The 18,595-nt window shown below is 41.3% G+C and carries 14 protein-coding genes; 11 read left to right on the forward strand and 3 right to left on the reverse strand.

Annotated features, from left to right (window positions below):
- Window positions 1-73: 73 nt before the first annotated feature.
- The 6 genes from FLA_RS08290 to FLA_RS08315 all read left to right on the forward strand — a co-directional run bounded on the left by FLA_RS08290 (window position 74) and on the right by FLA_RS08315 (window position 9,395).
- Window positions 74-1,108: a FecR family protein gene (locus FLA_RS08290; RefSeq protein WP_076381191.1), complete on the forward strand. Its 1,035-nt coding sequence runs from the start codon at window positions 74-76 to the stop codon at window positions 1,106-1,108.
- 250 nt (window positions 1,109-1,358) lie between these two features.
- Window positions 1,359-5,021, forward strand: a complete 3,663-nt coding sequence (locus FLA_RS08295; protein ID WP_076381328.1) for a SusC/RagA family TonB-linked outer membrane protein — start codon at window positions 1,359-1,361, stop codon at window positions 5,019-5,021.
- Between the two features lie 30 nt (window positions 5,022-5,051).
- On the forward strand, window positions 5,052-6,509 hold the full coding sequence (locus FLA_RS08300; protein WP_076381329.1) for a RagB/SusD family nutrient uptake outer membrane protein: 1,458 nt from the start codon (window positions 5,052-5,054) through the stop codon (window positions 6,507-6,509).
- Between the two features lie 29 nt (window positions 6,510-6,538).
- Window positions 6,539-7,453 carry a putative zinc-binding metallopeptidase gene (locus FLA_RS08305; RefSeq protein WP_076381190.1) on the forward strand — a complete coding sequence of 305 codons (915 nt, stop codon included), beginning with the start codon at window positions 6,539-6,541 and terminating at the stop codon, window positions 7,451-7,453.
- A 34-nt stretch (window positions 7,454-7,487) separates the two neighbouring features.
- Window positions 7,488-8,837, forward strand: a complete 1,350-nt coding sequence (locus tag FLA_RS08310; RefSeq protein ID WP_076381189.1) for a DUF4302 domain-containing protein — start codon at window positions 7,488-7,490, stop codon at window positions 8,835-8,837.
- 45 nt (window positions 8,838-8,882) lie between these two features.
- Window positions 8,883-9,395: a hypothetical protein gene (locus tag FLA_RS08315; protein ID WP_076381188.1), complete on the forward strand. Its 513-nt coding sequence runs from the start codon at window positions 8,883-8,885 to the stop codon at window positions 9,393-9,395.
- Between the two features lie 76 nt (window positions 9,396-9,471).
- Here the strand turns inward: FLA_RS08315 and cls are convergent, their stop codons facing one another.
- Entirely contained in the window at window positions 9,472-10,932 is a 1,461-nt protein-coding gene (gene cls / locus FLA_RS08320; protein ID WP_076381187.1) for a cardiolipin synthase, read from the reverse strand.
- Between the two features lie 189 nt (window positions 10,933-11,121).
- On the opposite strand from cls, the gene prmA reads away from it, so the two are divergent.
- From prmA to FLA_RS08340, 4 genes are all read left to right on the forward strand, one after another.
- Window positions 11,122-11,940, forward strand: coding sequence for a 50S ribosomal protein L11 methyltransferase (gene prmA, locus FLA_RS08325; protein ID WP_076381186.1), 819 nt, complete (start codon window positions 11,122-11,124; stop codon window positions 11,938-11,940).
- 67 nt (window positions 11,941-12,007) lie between these two features.
- Window positions 12,008-12,676: a glycerol-3-phosphate 1-O-acyltransferase PlsY gene (gene plsY / locus FLA_RS08330; RefSeq protein ID WP_076381185.1), complete on the forward strand. Its 669-nt coding sequence runs from the start codon at window positions 12,008-12,010 to the stop codon at window positions 12,674-12,676.
- 211 nt (window positions 12,677-12,887) lie between these two features.
- Complete coding sequence (locus FLA_RS08335; RefSeq protein ID WP_076381184.1) at window positions 12,888-13,697, forward strand: M48 family metallopeptidase; 810 nt, start codon at window positions 12,888-12,890, stop codon at window positions 13,695-13,697.
- A 98-nt stretch (window positions 13,698-13,795) separates the two neighbouring features.
- On the forward strand, window positions 13,796-14,461 hold the full coding sequence (locus FLA_RS08340) for a YdeI/OmpD-associated family protein (protein WP_076381183.1): 666 nt from the start codon (window positions 13,796-13,798) through the stop codon (window positions 14,459-14,461).
- Between the two features lie 94 nt (window positions 14,462-14,555).
- Here FLA_RS08340 and dnaG read toward each other — a convergent pair whose 3' ends face one another.
- Window positions 14,556-16,631: a DNA primase gene (gene dnaG, locus FLA_RS08345; protein ID WP_076381182.1), complete on the reverse strand. Its 2,076-nt coding sequence runs from the start codon at window positions 16,629-16,631 to the stop codon at window positions 14,556-14,558.
- Between the two features lie 19 nt (window positions 16,632-16,650).
- Window positions 16,651-17,442, reverse strand: a complete 792-nt coding sequence (locus FLA_RS08350) for an ABC transporter substrate-binding protein (protein WP_076381181.1) — start codon at window positions 17,440-17,442, stop codon at window positions 16,651-16,653.
- Between the two features lie 113 nt (window positions 17,443-17,555).
- On the opposite strand from FLA_RS08350, the gene fbp reads away from it, so the two are divergent.
- Window positions 17,556-18,563, forward strand: coding sequence for a class 1 fructose-bisphosphatase (gene fbp / locus FLA_RS08355; protein WP_076381180.1), 1,008 nt, complete (start codon window positions 17,556-17,558; stop codon window positions 18,561-18,563).
- Window positions 18,564-18,595 lie beyond the last annotated feature (32 nt).

Below are 18,595 nucleotides of genomic sequence, written 5' to 3' on the forward strand. Positions count from 1 at the left end.
CAAATTTGTATGTTTTTTTTGTTAATCTTTAGGGGTTAGGGTGTTTTTTCTACACTTACTAGAAAACAGGTAAGTGGATAAACAAATATTCATATTTCTAATAGATAAATTTCTTTCGGGGCGTGCGCTTCCGGAAGAAGTAGAAGCGCTTGCCAATTATTATCAGAGTTTTCAGGGAAAGGAAGAATGGAACGAAGAAGAGTTGGGTGATGTGAAAGAAATGGAATTACGCTTGCTGGATAGATTGAACGCCGCCATAAAGAAAGAAGACACTACCGAAGAAGATACTACAACTGAAATAACAGACGAATTGCCTGCAATTGCGGGCAGCAACCGTAGAAGAAGATATACGGTAGCTGCCAGTATTGTAGGTGTGCTTGTTTTAGGCGGGCTGGTATTTAAAAACACCATACACAATTTCCTGAGTCCTGTGAAAACGATATCTGTTGCTACGGTGAAAGGCAGCAGGAAATATATAGTGTTACCAGATAGTTCACACGTATGGCTGGAAGGCGGTAGTTTTTTTAGCTACCCCGAGCAGTTCAGAGGCGATGAGCGTATGGTTTCGTTAAAAGGAGAGGCTTTTTTTGATGTATCAAAAGATATGGAGCACCCTTTTATTATTCAAACCCCATTGCTTACTACCAAGGTGCTGGCTACCTCTTTTAATATAGAAGCGTATGACAGCAAGAGTGCTGAAGTAGTAGTAGTAACGGGTAAGGTGATGGTAAAAGAAGGTGGCCTGGATGTACAGAATGATAATGCGCAGCAGGTGGTGGTACGTCCTAATCATAAAGTGAGCTATGACAGCACTTTGAAAACACTGGAAACCAAAGAAGCACCGGAAGCAGCTGACTACCTGCAAAGACGCGATGGCAGGTTTATTTATAAAGGCGCAAAAGTTTCTGATATCATAAGGGATTTACAGCGGGCATATAATACGCCTATTGCCATTTCCAAAGAAATGCTTAATTGTACTTTCTATGGAGATTTTAATGCAAAAGACGACGTTGAAAAAGCTTTACATCTGATAGCATTGAGTTTAAATGGAACGGTGGAGAACAAAGGTGTAAAAGGCTACTTTATTTCAGGAGAAGGTTGTAATTAAAAGCATATAACTAACGCAATATTATTAAGATGAGAGAGTTGGCTCACAATCCCCCGTAGTGCAGGTAAAGATAAAAAAAGTGTCCTCAGCATTGTGAGGACACATTGTTAGATAAGTTTTTACTATTAAAGGCAGACAGCAGTACAGGCCTGGAAAACCATAGCGGTTTGCCTATCACTTAAATAAACAACCTTATAAAGGTATGCAAAAAAAGGTACCACTATTTTTCAATGGCGCAATTGTAAGGGTCATGAAACTATCTGCAATTATTTTCACAATTATCTGTAGCACAGTAGCTACGCTGCATGCATCTTATTCCAATGCACAGGCAGCACTGGACAAAAAAATTAGCATTCAGCTAAAAAATACATCTCTCCAGGACGCATTAGCCCAGATTGGGAATGCCGCTAATGTTTCGTTTACCTATGCAGGTAATCAAACACTGGCATCTAATAAAGTAAGTGTCAATGCTAAAAACCAAAAGGTGGGCGATTTATTGAACACCCTGCTGGAACCCTTTCCTTTATCTTATGTAGTGGTAGAAGAGCGCATTGTGGTGCGTTATGATGCCAACAAAAAGGGGAAGAAAGAAGAAGCAACAGAAAATAAGCAGGTGTATCAGGCTGCCGTTGCAGCAGCTGCTCCGCCTTTTGTGTTGAAAGGTACTGTGTTAAACGAGAAAAAACAACCATTGGCAGGCGCAACGGTTACTATCAAGGGTACCAATAAAAAGGTAGCCACCAATGCAGATGGTGAGTTTGAAATAAAAGACGTGAACGCTGGCGATGTAGTGGTGGTTACCATGACAGGCCACAAATCGTATGAGGTAAAAGTGTCTGATAACAAAACCAGCATTGCTGTTGTACTGACAGAAGATTCTGCCGACTTAACAGATGTGGTGGTTACTGGTTACAATACGGTTTCCAAGAAAAAATTCACCGGTTCTACTGTGAAACTGAAAGCAGAAGACGTGAAAATGGATGGTATTATTGATGTAAGCCGTATGCTGGAAGGTAGAGCAGCTGGTGTATCGGTACAAAACGTATCCGGTACATTTGGTAGTGCACCTAAACTGCGTATTCGTGGTGCAACTTCTATCAATGGTGAAAACAAACCTTTGTGGGTGGTAGATGGTGTGGTGTTGGAAGACCTGGTAAACATTTCTAACGACCAGTTATCCAGTGGTGATCCTACCACTTTGTTAGGTAGCTCGGTTGCAGGTATTAACGTAAACGATATTGAAACCTTCGACATCTTAAAAGATGCGGCGGCTACAGCGTTATACGGTGCAAGAGCCATGAACGGGGTAGTGGTAATTACTACTAAAAAAGGTAAAGCGGGTAAAACCAATGTTAACTACACCGGCAATTTTACCTCTCAGTTCAAGCCTGATTACAGCAACTTCAACATCATGAACTCTGCCCAGCAAATGAGCGTTTGGGGTGAGTTAGAGCGTAAAGGAAAATTAGGACCCAGCATTCTTAGCCAATCTAACTATGGTGTGTACGGTAAAATGTACGATTTGATGTATGAATTGGATGATAATGGCCAGTTTGCTTTAAAGAATACTGCAGCAGAAAGAAAGGCTTTCCTGTTAAAATACGCGAATGCTAACACCGATTGGTTTGATATTTTGTTCAAACAGTCGTTCCAGATGGAGCATTCTTTAAGTCTGTCTACCGGTACAGAGAAATCACAATCGTTTTTCTCTACCAGTTTCTATGATGATAATGGCTGGACTAGAGCAGATAAAGTAAAACGGTATACTTTAAACTTCCGTAATAACTATAACCTGTCTGATAAATTAACTGCTGGTTTCCTTACCACAGGTTCTTACAGACAACAAAGAGCGCCGGGTACTGTAAGCAGAACTTCTAACCCGGTATCTGGTTCTTTTGACCGTGATTTTGATATTAACCCATTCAGCTATTCTTTAAATACTGCACGTGCATTAACTGCGTACGATGAGAATGGTAACAGGGAATATTTCAGAAGAAACTATGCTCCTTTTAATATCCTTACTGAATTAGAAGAGAACAGGCTAAAGCTTAACGTTATTGACCTGAAATTACAAGGTGAACTAGGGTACAAGTTTACTAAGTCGCTGAAGTATGATTTCATTGGTTCTATGCGTTATGTAAGATCAACCCGTGAACATGAGATTACCGAAAACGCCAACATGGCTAACGCTTACAGGGCTAATGGTAACTCTACTATTGCAGCTGGTAACAAATTCCTGTATACCGATCCGGATGATCCGGAATCTTTACCACAGGTGGTATTGCCTTATGGTGGTTTTTATAACCGTACCGAAAACCAGTTGTTAAGCTTTGATATCAGGAACACGATTTCATTTAGCAAAAACTACAATAACAAACATAGTGTTAGTGCATTGGCTGGTCAGCAGGTAAGAGGTGCCGAAAGACAAAACTATTCTAACACGGGTTATGGTTATCAGTATGATAATGGTGGTGTACCATTTACCGATCCCAGAATTCTGAAACAAACTATTGAAATTAACTTTCCTTACTATGAAATGGCTAAAACATACGATCGTTTCGTAGGTTTTTATGCTAACGCAGATTACATGTACGACAGGCGTTACAGCATTTCAGTAGTAGGACGTTATGATGGTTCTAATCAGCTTGGTAAATCAAAAACTGCACGTTGGTTGCCAACCGGAACGGTGAGTGCTGCCTGGAACGTAGATGAAGAAGCGTTTATGGCACACACCAAGGGTGTAATTGATTACCTGAAAGTAAGAGCCAGCTATGGCTTAACGGCGTCGTTAGGTCCTGCTACAAACTCTAACGTAGTATTAAAGAGTGGTTTGACCAACAGGCCTTATACTACAGAAAGAGAATCTGTAATAAGGCTAACTTACCTGGAAAACTCAAATCTTACCTGGGAAAAGAACCACCAGCTGAACTTTGGTGTGGATGTAAGTATGTTTAAAGGCAGATTTACTGCTACGGTAGAGCCTTGGTTTAGAAAGAGCTTTGACCTGATTGGTAGCTTTAAAACTTCGGGCATAGGTGGTGAGTCAGTAAAACTGGCCAACTATGCTGATATGAAGTCGAATGGTGTGGATGTTACTTTAGGTGGTACCATTTACAAAAGCAAAGACTGGAAGTGGAATTCAACAGTAACTTTTGGTTACAACACCACCAAGATTACCAAAATCAAGAACGATCCTTTAATCTTTGACCTGGTGAAACCAGAAGGTGGTAACCTGGAAGGTTACCCGGTGAACGGTTTGTTTTCTATTGATTATGTGAAAATGATCAGAACCAACGGTACACCTGTTTTTAAAGATGAAAATAATAAAGAGAACCAGGCCGTATACCTGCAAGCTGTAGGTGCTGATTCCTTCCTGGTGTATAGTGGCCAGGTAGATCCTAAATTTACCGGTGGTTTCAACAATACATTCTCGTATAAGCAATTCTCATTAAACATCTTTATTACTTACCAGGCGGGTAACAAAATCAGGTTATATCCTGCATTTAAAGATAGTTATACTGATTATGACGCATTGCCTAAAGAGTTTTACGACAGGTATGTGGTAATAGGAGATAACACGGTGCCTGGTGCTGTTCCGGCTATTATTGATCGTGTAACGGCAGCACAAATGGCGGGTACTTATGCTTACAATAACTATAACTATTCTACAGCAAGGGTGGCTAAAGGAGACTTTGTAAGGTTAAAGAGTGTTTCATTGGCTTATAATATGACTCCTAAATCATTAGAGAAATCACCTTTTAAAATGTTATCATTCACAGTAGCCACCATGAATCCATGGTTACTTTATGCAGATAAGAAGCTGGAAGGTCAGGACCCCGAGTTTTTCAATTCCGGTGGTGTGGCACAGCCTATTCAAAAGCAAGTAACCTTATCTGTTAAAGCTGGATTTTAATTTATTATGATGAGCATACATTTTACTGATATGAAAAAAATTGGTTTATATATAACAATGGGACTGGCGATGGGAGCCGCAGGTTGTAATAAATACCTGGATAAAGACCCGGATAACAGGGCTCAGTTAAACTCTCCTGAAAAAGTAGCACAGCTGGTAGCTACTGCTTACCCTAACACCAACTACTGGGCATTTGCAGAATGTAGTTCGGATAACGTTGGTGACAGAGGAAGTGGAACCACGGAATATGAAATTCAGGATCCATATATGTTTCGCGATGTAAGAAGCAATCAGCCCGATTCTCCGGAAGGCTATTGGGGGGCATGCTATAAGGCTGTTGCGGCTGCCAACGAAGCATTACAAGCTATCAGCCAGACACCGGATTCTGTAAAGTACAACGCACAAAAAGGAGAGGCGCTGGTAGCAAGAGCTTATGCGCACTTTATGCTGGTAAACTTCTTTTCTAAGTTCTATAACAAAACCACGGCAGCCAGCGATGCTGGTATCCCTTATGTTACCGAACCTGAGAATGTGGTGGTGAAGCAATATGAGCGTAAAACAGTGCAGTATGTATATGACATGGTGGAAAAAGACCTGCAGGCTGGTTTACCTTTAATTCGCGATGAAAAATACAGTGTACCTGCTTATCATTTTACCAGGGTGGCGGCACATGCTTTTGCAGTACGTTACTACCTGTTTAAACAGCAATATGATTCTGTATTAGTGCATTCAGCCGAAATTTTTACTTCCAGTGATATCTCGCCTAAGTTACGTCAGTGGAATACCACTTATAAAAATATGACAAGGCTGGAACTGATGGCTACCTATCAGAAGGCTACTGAGCCTGCAAACCTGTTGTTGTGTGAAACCTATTCTTCGTATGCCAGGTCTTATTTATATGGACGTTATGCATTCGATCCAGGCCATTCCCAGACCCTGATATTTGGAGGTGTTCCTGCTTTAAGTCAGGGAGACTGGTCATTTGGGTACCAGGCATATGGTGGTGATAACGTAGTGTACATGCCTAAGGTGAATGAGTATTTTGTAAGGCTTTCGGTAAATGCAGATATTGGTGATCCTTATGTAATGGTTCCTTTATTTACAGCAGAAGAAGTATTGTTTAGCCGTGCAGAAGCCATGGTGTCTAAGAGTAATTATACAGGTGCGCTGGAATTGCTGAATGCATATTTAAGCACCCGGATTTATAACTATGATGCCTCTATACATACATTAACTACAGATGATGTAACTTCTTATTATGGCTTAGCTGTACAAGCTGCTTTTAACCAGTTGATCCTGGATTACAAGCGGGCTGAATTTATACATGAGGGACAAAGGTGGTTTGACATTCTGAGAAAGAATTTGCCGGTAACGCATACCATTTACGGTACAGGGGCTACTCTTACATTGGCAGCTGATTCTAAGCAAAAAGTATTTCAAATTCCACAATCGGCAGTATTGTCCGGTTTAGCACTTAACCCCAGATAATATTCAACTCTCAATTATAAATTTTCGTTATGAGAATACCTAAAATATTTATACTACTCTTAGCTGCCGGTTCACTGGCTTCCTGTAAAAAGGAAAAGATGGACCCGGTAGAAGATATTCCAGGTTTAGGCGGCGATACCTGGTATCCTACTCCTATTGATACCTGGTTAAACGATAGCATGACTACTCCTTTTAATATTTCTGTAAAATATAAATGGGATCCGCATGAGGTATCTGATCAGTATATTCTGAGAGACTTTGTGCCTCCGAAGGAAGAAGTGGTTTTATCATTAATGAAATCAATTAAAAGAGTTTGGGCCGATAACTATATCGCTGAAACAGATTCTACTTTCTTTAAAAAGTATTCTCCTAAATTCTTTGCCCTTTATGGCAGTGCTATTTACAATGTAGCTAATGGTACTAAAGTGCTTGGTATTGCAGAAGGTGGTAAAAAAATTAACCTGCTGGAAATTAATACATTCAAAACCAGCAAAGATGCAGGGTATGTACCAGCTGATTCTGTACAAACCAAAACGGCATTCCATACTACCCACCACGAAGCAGCGCATATTTTACACCAGACAGTATTATATCCTGCCGAATTCAAAAGAATTAATGTGGGTATGTATACTACCAACTGGGTAAACTACACAGATAAAGAAGCTAATACAGATGGTTTTATTACAGCATATTGTATGCAGGACCCTAATGAAGATTTCGTAGAAATGACTTCCGTAATGCTTACTGAAGGTAAGGATGGCTTTGAGAGGATATTAAATGGCATTACAGAAACAAGCTCCCGTGGCACTACTCCTGATGTGGCTAAAAGCAGGTTAAAGCAGAAAGAAGCTATTGTTGTGAGCTATTTCAAAAGTGTTTGGGGTATTGATTTTTACAGTCTGCAAAGAAGAGTGCGTGCTTCTGTAGAATCTTACATCTATTAAAACTGGAAGTGTCTATTTAAATTGATTAAGCTTTATGAGGAAATTATTATATATACTGCTGGTAGGTTCTTTGGTGGCCAGCTGTAGCAAGAAAAATGACCGCGCTTTTGATGAGTCGCCAGATCAGCGTGTAAATGAGGTACTGAATAAATATCAAAAGCAGCTGGAAACAGCCACTTACGGTTGGAAGGCTGCTGTAATTACCGATAGTGGCAGGGGAACAGCTTATAGCTTCTATTTTAACTTTGACAGTTTCAACCGTGTGAAAATGTATTCCGATTTCACGGACGAGTTTGCTACTGTTTCTAAAGAAAGCAGCTATCGCTTAAAGGCCTTACAACAGGTGAGCCTGTTGTTTGATACCTATAACTACATACATGTGCTGGCCGATCCTGATCCTTCCGTTGCAGGTGGAGCAACAGGTTCTGGTTATAACGTAGATTTTGAATTTTACTTCGATGATAACTCTACAGCAGATACCATTCACCTGGTGGGTAGAAAGCATGGCAACACTGCGGTGCTGGTACGTGCCAATAAAGCAGAAGCAGATGCCTATGCTGCCGGTGGACTGAAATCATCTTTTGCGTTTGATGAGCAATATGGTGATATTCTGCAATACTGGAAGATTGTAAAAATAGATGGTGTTACTTATCAGTTAACAGCAAGCCCCGACAGCAAAGGTTTTATAGTGGCGTGGAAAGATGCTGATGGTACTGCACATGTTGTTACAACCAATTATTACTTTACATCGAATGGCATTGAACTGGTAACGCCAATTGTCAATGGCGCTACAGTTATTAACAGCTTTACCAATCTTACCTGGAATAGCGCTACATCCAGCATTAATGCCAAATTAAACGGAACCACTTCTGTTACCATTTCAGGCGCAGCGGCTCCGGCATATGTAGATCTGAATGCTCCTGCCAACTGGTACCAGGCAGGGGTTACCGCCGCTACTTTCTGGTATTCTGACAAAGGCTTTCATATGAATGGGGTGGATGATGCGTTAGGACTGGTAAATTCTACCGGAACTACTGCTTACCCAATTTTCTGGTATTTAGCTTACTATCCTGGTTACAATACTACCAATAGGCCTAACTATGATTTATGCGGGCCTTTTTACAGGACTGCGGATTATTCGGATAGAAGCCTTGCGTTGGGTGGAACTGCTCCACAGAAGCCTACGTTTAACGCTACATCTGGCCGTGTAACCTTTTCTGAGCTGGGCACATTTGGCACTTTACCTGCCTCTGGCCCATGGATAGATACCAGGGCGCTACTTTATGGTACCAGCTGGTATGCTGTAAAAACAAGTTCCGGTACTTACGACCTGGTAAGCTATGCTGATTCCAAAACCTGGATCTCCTGGCAGCTTGCTCAATAATTATTCAACTCGTTCGCATTATTTATAACTATAAAAACAAAAATCATGAAACAAATTTTGATGAAAGCCTTTGGTCTGGTAATGATTGCCGGTGCATTAACCGCTACTTCTTGTAAAAAAGGTGATGCTGGTCCACAAGGTGAAAAAGGAGATTCTGCTATCGCTAATGTTTATTATTCTGATTGGACTGATGTTACATTTGGCGCTACGGATGCCTATGGAGAAATTGACGCTCCTAAATTAACTCAGGATGTTTTAGATAAAGGTGATATCAGGGTTTATTGGAACTTTGGTTCTAAATCAAGCCCATATATCCAGGCGTGTCCGTCTAACTTATATTATAACGATTCAACTACCTTCATTATCACTCCTGAGTTTTATGTAGGTACTATTGGCTTACAGGCTAACTACTTAGGCTTGTCCAGCACTACCAACTCTGCTGGTGAAGCGGTAAGACAATTCCGTTATATCCTGATTCCAGGTGGTACTAAAGCACGTACTTCTATCAACTGGAATAACTATGCTGAAGTGAAAGCTGCTCTGAATATTAAAGACTAGTTACAATAGCAACATTGTTTTTCTTGTACATTAGGTATAGGGCTGGCAAAAGCGTAATGCTTTTCGCCAGCTTTTTTTATAATATAGCGGATACCAACCTGCAGCATGATTCGCCCATTTTTTTCACTTTGCTGCGCTGTGCCCATTCGGTCAGTATTATTTCCCGGCTATCTCCAATATCCTTTATAAAAGCTTCTTTTAGCTGGTCGTGTATCTTTTCATCATACACAGTTGCATTTAGTTCAAAATTGAGGTCAAAACTGCGGATATCCATATTGGCCGAACCTACTATAGAAAGGCAGTGATCAGCCACCATTGTTTTGGCGTGTATAAATCCTTTTTCATACAGGTATATTTTTACCCCAGCCTCCAATAACTCTTCATAATAGCTTTGTGCGGCCGCATTTACAATCCTGGAATCGGAAACTCCAGGCACCAGCAGGCGAACATCTACTTTGCCCAAAGCAGCTGTTTTCAGGGCCGTTAACAGGCTTTCGTTGGGTATAAAATAAGGGGTGGTAATATATACATAGTCACGAGCCAGGGTAATAGCGGCGAAATAACTCATCATAATACTGGCTCGGTTACTATCCGGACCACTATGTATTAGTTGCACCATTTGGTTAGTTCCCAGCTCGGGAATATCAGGAAAGTAGTCCTGTGTAACCGGAAGATCTTCATCAGCGCAGAAACCCCAGTTAATAAAAAACAGATACTGCAATTGCTTTACTGCATCACCTGTAATTTTTAAATGGGTATCCCTCCAGTATAAATCATTGATTGTGATAGTATTGTCATATCTGTCTGAAATATTAATTCCTCCTGTAAAAGCTACTCTTCCATCTATGATGATCATTTTTCTATGGTCGCGGTAGTTGTGCCGGTTAGATACAATGGGAAAGAGTATTCTGTAAAAAGGAAGCATAACAATACCGTGCTTCTTTAAATTGCGGAAATGCCTCATTTTCAGGTCCGTACCAAAGTCATCGTAAATTATTTTAACGCTAACGCCTTCCTGTGATTTTTTTACCAGTAGGTCAATTAATTTATTAATAATCAATCCATTAGCAAAAATGTAATATTCTATATGAATATGATGTTTCGCTTTTTCCAGTTCCTGAAACATTTCCTGGAATTTTTCTTCTCCATTAATCAGCAGCTGCACCTCATTATTAAGGGAAAGCGGGAGTCCGGTGTCACTTAACACCAACCTGATGAGTTGTTCGCTTCCTTTCAGTTGTTCGGCGTGGGTACGGATAATATGTTCCGACAGACGGGCCAGGTAACTGGTATATCTTTCAAAAGATGCTTTATCGCGGATAAACTTCTTTTTATACAACTTCTTTTTTCGGAAATTCTCCCCAAAAACAAAGTAAATGATGATGCCTGCTATTGGTAGCGCAAAAAACAGCAGCAGATAGGCAAGGGTTTTAGAGGGCGACCGGTTTTGTGAAATAATCACCAGCCCAAAAAGAATGCTGATAGCGTAGGCTACTTCCAGTCCTATGCTAACCACATCTGTTATATTAAGTAACATGTATTTTTTTATTGTATTAACCTTAAAAGTAGGCCAATTGTTTGAGGAGCAAGCGGGAGAATGCATAAAGAAGCCGGGAGGGTGGGGGATGATTTTTTGTTATAAATAAAATTTACAACAGAATTAAGGTTGTTTGTATACGAATGTTGTGTGTATGGTAGTTTATATTGCGGGCAAATTGCACAACAGATGGCTGATTATATACAAATTGAAGTAAATGGAACGGATGATGTGATAAAGCGTGAGCTGGCCATTGCTGCACTATTTGAAGCGGGATGTTATGGTTTTGAAGAGGAGGGAGATGTGTTGAAGGCTTTTATGGAAGAAGCAGATTACGAAGCAGCGGCAATTGAAACTTTAGCAAAGGAGAACAATTTTACCTATTCAGTATCAACTATTAAGGAGCAAAACTGGAATAGTGTATGGGAATCGCAATTTGAGCCGGTGGTAGTGAATGATTTTGCCGCTATCCGGGCGTCTTTTCATGAACCCATTACCCAGGTGCAGCACGAAATAGTGATTACCCCTAAAATGAGTTTTGGAACAGGGCATCATGCCACTACCTATATGATGATAGAGCAGATGGCCCAACTGGATTTTACTGGTAAAAAGGTGTTTGATTTTGGAACGGGTACAGGTATACTGGCCATACTAGCCGAAAAAATGGGAGCTGCTGCGGTGCTGGGTATAGATAATGATAGCTGGAGCATTGAAAATGCTCTGGAAAATGTACAGGCCAACCATTGCAGTAATATTACCATAGCGCAAAACGATCATCCGCGTACGGAACAGTTATTTGATATAATACTAGCTAACATCAACAAACACATACTGTTAGCATATATGAGCGATTTGGCGGTGCAATTGCAACCGGGAGGTCATTTATTGTTGAGTGGCCTGCTGGAAGAGGATGAAACAGATATTATAGACAGTGTAAAGGGGGCAGGCATGTTACCGCTGCGAACGGTGAAAAGATCGAAGTGGATATGCATTGCGGTGTCTAAATAAATAGGATTCCCTTATATTTGTTGTTCGACCCTATAAGTTTATTTGTGAAATCAACCGTAAAAAACCAATGAAAGAATTGTTATTAATTGTGTTGGCTTACCTGATTGGCTCTATACCAACCTCTGTGTGGGTTAGCAGGCGCTTTTTTGGTATTGATATTCGTGACTATGGTAGTGGCAACGCCGGTGCAACGAATACCTACAGGGTTCTTGGCTCTAAGTGGGGAACCTTTGTTATGATTGTAGACATGTTAAAAGGGGTAGTAGCTACCTCACTATATATATTTTTACCCCGGTACGCAGGAATGGAACATGAATTATGGCGTACCAACTTTATGCTGGGTCTGGGCCTGGCATCTGTGTTAGGACATATTTTTCCTATATGGGCTAATTTTAAAGGAGGTAAAGGTGTGGCTACTTTATTTGGAATGGCAGTAGCTATCCAACCTGTAGTAGCGCTTTGCTGTACAGGCGTATTTTTGCTGGTTTTATTTCTTACACGCTTTGTTTCATTAAGCTCTATCCTGGCAAGTGTTTCTTTTGCTGTATTTATACTATTTATCTTTAATGAGAAAGAACCACTGTATCGTGTGTTTGCAGTAGCGGTAGCATTAATGGTGGTGTTAACCCATCAAAAGAACATTAATCGCCTGTTAAAAGGTACTGAAAGTAAAGTGCCTATTTTAAAATACAGAGATCGCCGTAAACAGCGCAGAAAGGGCGATGATATGGAATAAGTAAGCTTGTAATAACATTATTATAAAGAGCTATCAGTTTATCTGGTAGCTTTTTTGTTTTAAAGACGCTGGTAGTTTGTGGTAAGTATTGTTAGATTTGCCGGATAGTAACTACCGGTTGTATTATTTATACGACGAAATGGCAATTTTACGCTATCAGTTAAATTGGTATAAATATTGAAACTTTTGCACTTTGAATAAACAATCTATTATGACCCGCTTTCTTTTGACCGCCTCTGCCATAGTGGCTATTGTAACTGTTGCCTGTACCCGCAATGCTATTACGGGCAGAAGCCAGTTATCATTAGTATCTGAATCTGACCTGCAGGCTACTGCGCTTACCGAGTACAAGCAGTTTTTATCAGAAAACAAAGTAGTTGCCGGCACCACCAGCAAAGATGCTGAAATGGTAAAGCGTGTAGGTAACCGTATTGCAGCTGCTATCAATAAATATTATGCCGATAAAGGCCAGGCCGATGCTTTAAAAAGCTATCAGTGGGAGTTTAACCTGGTAGACAGCAAGGAAGTGAACGCGTGGTGCATGCCTGGTGGTAAGGTAGTAGTGTATACCGGTTTATTGCCGGTTACCCGCGATGAAGCTTCCCTGGCTGTTGTATTGGGCCATGAAATTACACACGCTGTAGCGGGCCATAGCCGTGAAAGAATGAGCCAGCAAATGGTGGCCCAGGGATTACAAGGCGTAGGTGGGGTTGCCTTAGGTAGCAACCAGAAGGCATTAAGCGTATTTAATGCCGTGTATGCGCCTACTGCCCAGGTGGGTGTTTTATTACCTAACAGCCGCAAGCAGGAATCGGAAGCAGACCACTATGGTTTAATTTTTGCCGCTATGGCAGGATATAACCCGGAAGTTGCTGTAGGTTTCTGGGAAAGGATGGCAGCACAGGGCGGACAAAAAACATCCGTGTTATTAAGCACGCACCCGAGCGATGAACAGCGTATTGCAGACATCAAAAAGCTGATGCCAGAAGCATTGAAATACTATACTCCTGTTAAAAACTAACAAACATTTTTATAAAAACGACAAAACCTGCATTTTATGCAGGTTTTTTTAATACTTTTGCATTCTCTTTTTTGTTTACCTTAAAAACTTTTTTGAGGATGTCACAGCAAAGTTTGTTTGAAAAGTTACAATTAAAAGACGAAAAAAACCTGTTAATACAGGGAATTCCTTCCGCCATCGAAAAACAATTCAGCAAGCTCTCTTTCTCTAAAAACGTTACTCCGTTGTTGAAAGCGAAAAGAATAGACTTCGCACTGGTATTTGTGGTGAATCAAAACCAGATGTGTTCTATTTTGAAGGATGTTTTTCCAGCGATGCAGGAAGAGGGTAAATTATGGATAGCGTATCCAAAGCAAGCCAGTAAAATTGCAAGTGACCTTAACAGGGATTGCAGCTGGCAGATTTTAGCTGAAAATGAGTACGAGTCGGTTCGTCAGGTAGCTCTTGATCATGTGTGGACAGCCACACGGTTTAAAAAGCTGGAAACTATTCCTAATCGTACGCGAGCCTTTTCTGAAATCAAAAATCCGGATATTGACGGAATTGATTTTGACAAAAGACTGGTGGTACCACCTTTGGAACTGGAAACTTTGTTTATGAAACATGATGAGGCGAAAGACTTTTTCACCTCTTTATCATTTACCAATCAGAAAGAGTATGTATCCTGGATAGCGGGAGCTAAGCGTGCTGATACAAAAGCGCGTAGAGTGGAAGCTACTTTGGAAAAATTACTGGCTGGTAAAAAGAACCCTACTGATAAGTAAAAGGTTTGGTTCTTTGTTGTTGGTTTTACATTGGATAGTGGTAGATTCTTAATATTATAAGCTGCTGATACTGCAACAGTAAAAGCAGCTTATTTTATTTGAAGATAACCGTGCCAACAGGGCCGGTAAGCTCCATTTCCAGCTTTTTCAGGTGCGAGTGAATTTTTATTAAGCGTAATTGCTCGTCCAGATCTTTTGCAAACTCCATATCACGCTGGTTTTGCTCCAGCATCTTTTTAATCTTATGTACTTTAAAGTAGTGTAAGCTGGTAGCTACTTCTTCCTGGCTTTTATCAACGTTGATAATTTTAATATTCACCAGCTTCTCTTCCCATCTCAGGCTTAACTCATGTGGCATCATAGAAGCATTGATCACAATGTTTCGAACGCTTTCATCTTCATGATACAGCATGGTTTTAGTGGTGGGTTCCAATCCCTGGGTATATTGTGTACGATAGATATCAAACAATTGCTCATACTGGGGATTATCAAATTCAAACTCTTCCAGCTCTTCAAAAATATGTTGTGCAATGGTTTTAGCACCATCTTCGCCCCATTCGCGCAGGCCATATTCCAGCAATATCTTCACCAGATTTTTCTCTTGAAGCTCGTGCTGGCTAACCAGTAGCTTGGTATCGTTAAAGCCGCCGCCACTGTTGTCAGTTGGGTTGCCAAAATCGTCCAGTGGCATGCCCATATTGCCATCTTCAAAATCCATGGGGGGCATCTGATCGTCCCAGGGCTGTCCACTGCCGCTAAAAGCCTGGTCGTTGAACGAACTGGTGTTAAAGCCGTGATCGTTTTGGTGGTTTTTATTATTGCTGTTGTGAGAGTTGTTTTTCTTCTCCTCTTTAGCTACCCGGTCACGTTTGTATTTATTTACCAGGGTTGTCAAGCCCGTTTCATCAATGCGCAGAATACCCGAACACTGGCGAATATATTCCTGTTGCTTGGTAAAGTCTTCTGCCTTGCTGATTTTGCTCAGCGTTTCGGCAACATGGTTTACCACATTGCTTCGCTTACTCACATCCGTGCCGGCTTCCTTCAGCATCACCTCCAGCTGAAACAGGATAAAGTCTTTTTTATGTGCAGCTATAAATTCTCTGAATTCGGCAGCACCTACTTTACGCACATAGCTATCGGGGTCTTCCTTGTCAGGAATCAATACCAGCTTTACATCCAGGCCTTCTTCCAGCGCCATATCCAAACCGCGTAAGGCGGCCTTTACACCTGCGGCATCACCATCATAGATAATGGTAAGGTTGTTGGTGTATTTTTTTATCAGGCGCAGCTGGTCCACCGTAAGGGAAGTACCCCCACTGGCTACTACGTTTTCAATCCCTGCCTGGTGCAGGCTGATTACGTCGGTATAACCTTCTACCAGTAAACATTCGTCGTTTTTATCAATACTCTGGCGGGCAAAATACGAACCGTATAAAATCTTACTTTTTATATACAGCTCGTTCTCAGGCGTATTGATGTATTTGGGAGCTTTCTCCGCTTTTCCTATCACCCGGGCGCCAAAACCAATAATTTTGCCGGTGTTATTATGGATAGGAAAAATGATACGGCCACGATAGTTGTCCAGCAATTCTTCATTGCGGTTTACCACCAGGCCTGTTTTCAGTAACAGCTCGGGAGTAAACTGCTGTGTTTTGGCCTGCTGGGTAAATGCAGTGCGAGACTGGGGGCTATAGCCCAGCTGGAACTTTTCCATGACTTCTTTTACAAAACCGCGTTCTTCCAGGTAGGATAAGGCAATGTTTTGCCCTTCATCGGAATGCCAAAGCTGTTCAGTAAAAAAGTTGCGGGCAAAATTGTTAATCACAAACAGGCTGTCGGCCACCAGCAGGTGTTGTTTTACCTCGGGACTAACCTGTGTTTCTTCAATTTCAATGTTATACCTGTTAGCCAGCCAACGCATAGCTTCTATATAGCTATACTTTTCATGCTCCATCAAAAAGGTGATGGAATTGCCGCTTTTACCACAGCCAAAACATTTATAGATCTCTTTAGCGGCAGAAACAGTGAAAGAAGGCGTTTTTTCGCCATGGAAAGGACAAAGGCCCAGGTAACTTGTTCCCCGTTTTTTTAGTTTTACAAATTCGCCTACTACATCTAAAATATCAATGCGACTTGTAATTTGTTGTATCGTTTGCGGAGAAATCATAGCAACGGCAAAGATACTACTAACCCTGCTGCAAACGCTGCAATAAACCGATAAAATAAGCAGGGGCCTGCAACATACGGCTGCCATACCAGCTAAACATTTCGCCATTGGCCAGTATTATTTTTTTACCGGGCAATTGTTGTTGTAAATCAGCCAGATGTTTCTCGCGGAAAGGGTAGGGCTCGGAAGATAAAATAACTACCTGGCAACTACTTTGCTGCAGTTCTTCTACAGTAGTGGTGGGGTAGCGGGTGCAATGGGAAAATATATTTTGCAGCCCGCATCTTTGCATCATATCATGTATAAAAGTATCGCCACCTACCGTCATATATGGATCTTTCCATATGAGATAGGCTGCTGACATAGGTTGTTCTACGGTAGATATTTCCGCAAATTGTTGTTGAATATGTGTAACTAGTTGTAATGCGGCCTGTTGTTTGTTACACATTTCTCCAATGCTTAGTATGGCATCGAGTGCCTGGTGGTAGTTGTTGATGTCGCTAACCCATACAGCAGCAAAAGACGAAATGTCTTCCACCTGTTCTTTTATGTTTTCTTCTTTGGAAGCAATTACCAGATGCGGCTGCAGTGCCTGCACCTGTTGAACATGCACCTGTTTGGTTCCACCAATGTTTGCCTTTTGCTGTCGCCAGTGCGAGGGGTGTATGCAAAAACGGGTAATACCCACTACTTCCTGTTCCAGTTGTAGTGTATATAAAAGTTCGGTAAGAGAAGGCACCAGCGAAACAATGCGCTGCGGGGCATGTAGCTGCATGACAGTTCGCCCAAGCTGATCGGTATATTGCGACATATTATAAAGATAGCATTTGTCATGTGTTCTATGTACACTAAGTACTGTACGCATACAGGCAGCTGCTACATTTGCTTGTGCTTATATAATAAAAAAACTAAACGGTGTACCATATGGTTATTAACAGGAATGTGTTAACGTTGGATGAGTTTACAATCCAGGAATTAAGAAACTTCCCTAAAGCTACCGGTGAATTAAGCACCCTGCTGCGTGATATTGGACTGGCTGCAAAACGTGTAAATGTTGAAGTAAATAAAGCGGGCCTGGTAGATATATTGGGCGATTACGGCTCGGTAAATGTACAAGGCGAAGATGTAAAAAAACTGGATGTATATGCCAATGATCAGTTTATGGCCGTGTTACGCCACGGTATCAGTTGTGCAGGCATTGCCAGCGAAGAGCAGGACGACTTTGTTATTTTCAATGATGAAAAAAGCAACAACAGTAAGTATGTGGTAATGTTTGATCCGCTGGATGGCAGCAGCAACATTGACATCAACGTATCTATCGGAACCATTTTTAGTGTATACAGGCGTATTAGTGAGGTAGGCCAGCCTTGTGAAGAGAAAGACTTTTTACAGGCAGGTAACCGCCAGGTGGCTGCCGGTTATATCATATACGGTTCTTCTACCATGCTGGTATATGCTACCAGGAGAGGAGTGAATGGCTTTACGCTCGATCCTTCTATTGGAGAGTTTTGTTTAAGCCATCCCAATATCAAATGTCCGGCAGATGGTAAAATATACTCTGTAAACCATGGCAACTTTTATGAATACAGCCAGGGTGTACAAAACTATATCACCAATTGCCAGAAAAAGAACAAAGAAAATGGAGGTCCTTATACCGAACGCTATATAGGCAGCATGGTGGCCGATTTACACCGCAGTTTAATTAAAGGCGGCATATTTATGTACCCGGCCACTACCAGCAATCCTAAAGGCAAGCTGCGTTTATTATATGAGTGTAACCCATTTGCTTTTATAGTAGAAGTGGCAGGTGGCAAGGTTACAGATGGCGAGAAGCGTGTATTGGAAATAGTGCCCACCAAACTGCACGAGCGTACCCCGTATTTTGCCGGAAGCAAGCATATGGTGGAAGAACTGGAAACGTTTATTAAATAGGATGGTTTTGAAGCCGTGGTAATGATTTTTCA

Source organism: Filimonas lacunae (assembly GCF_002355595.1).
Lineage (GTDB): Bacteria > Bacteroidota > Bacteroidia > Chitinophagales > Chitinophagaceae > Filimonas > Filimonas lacunae.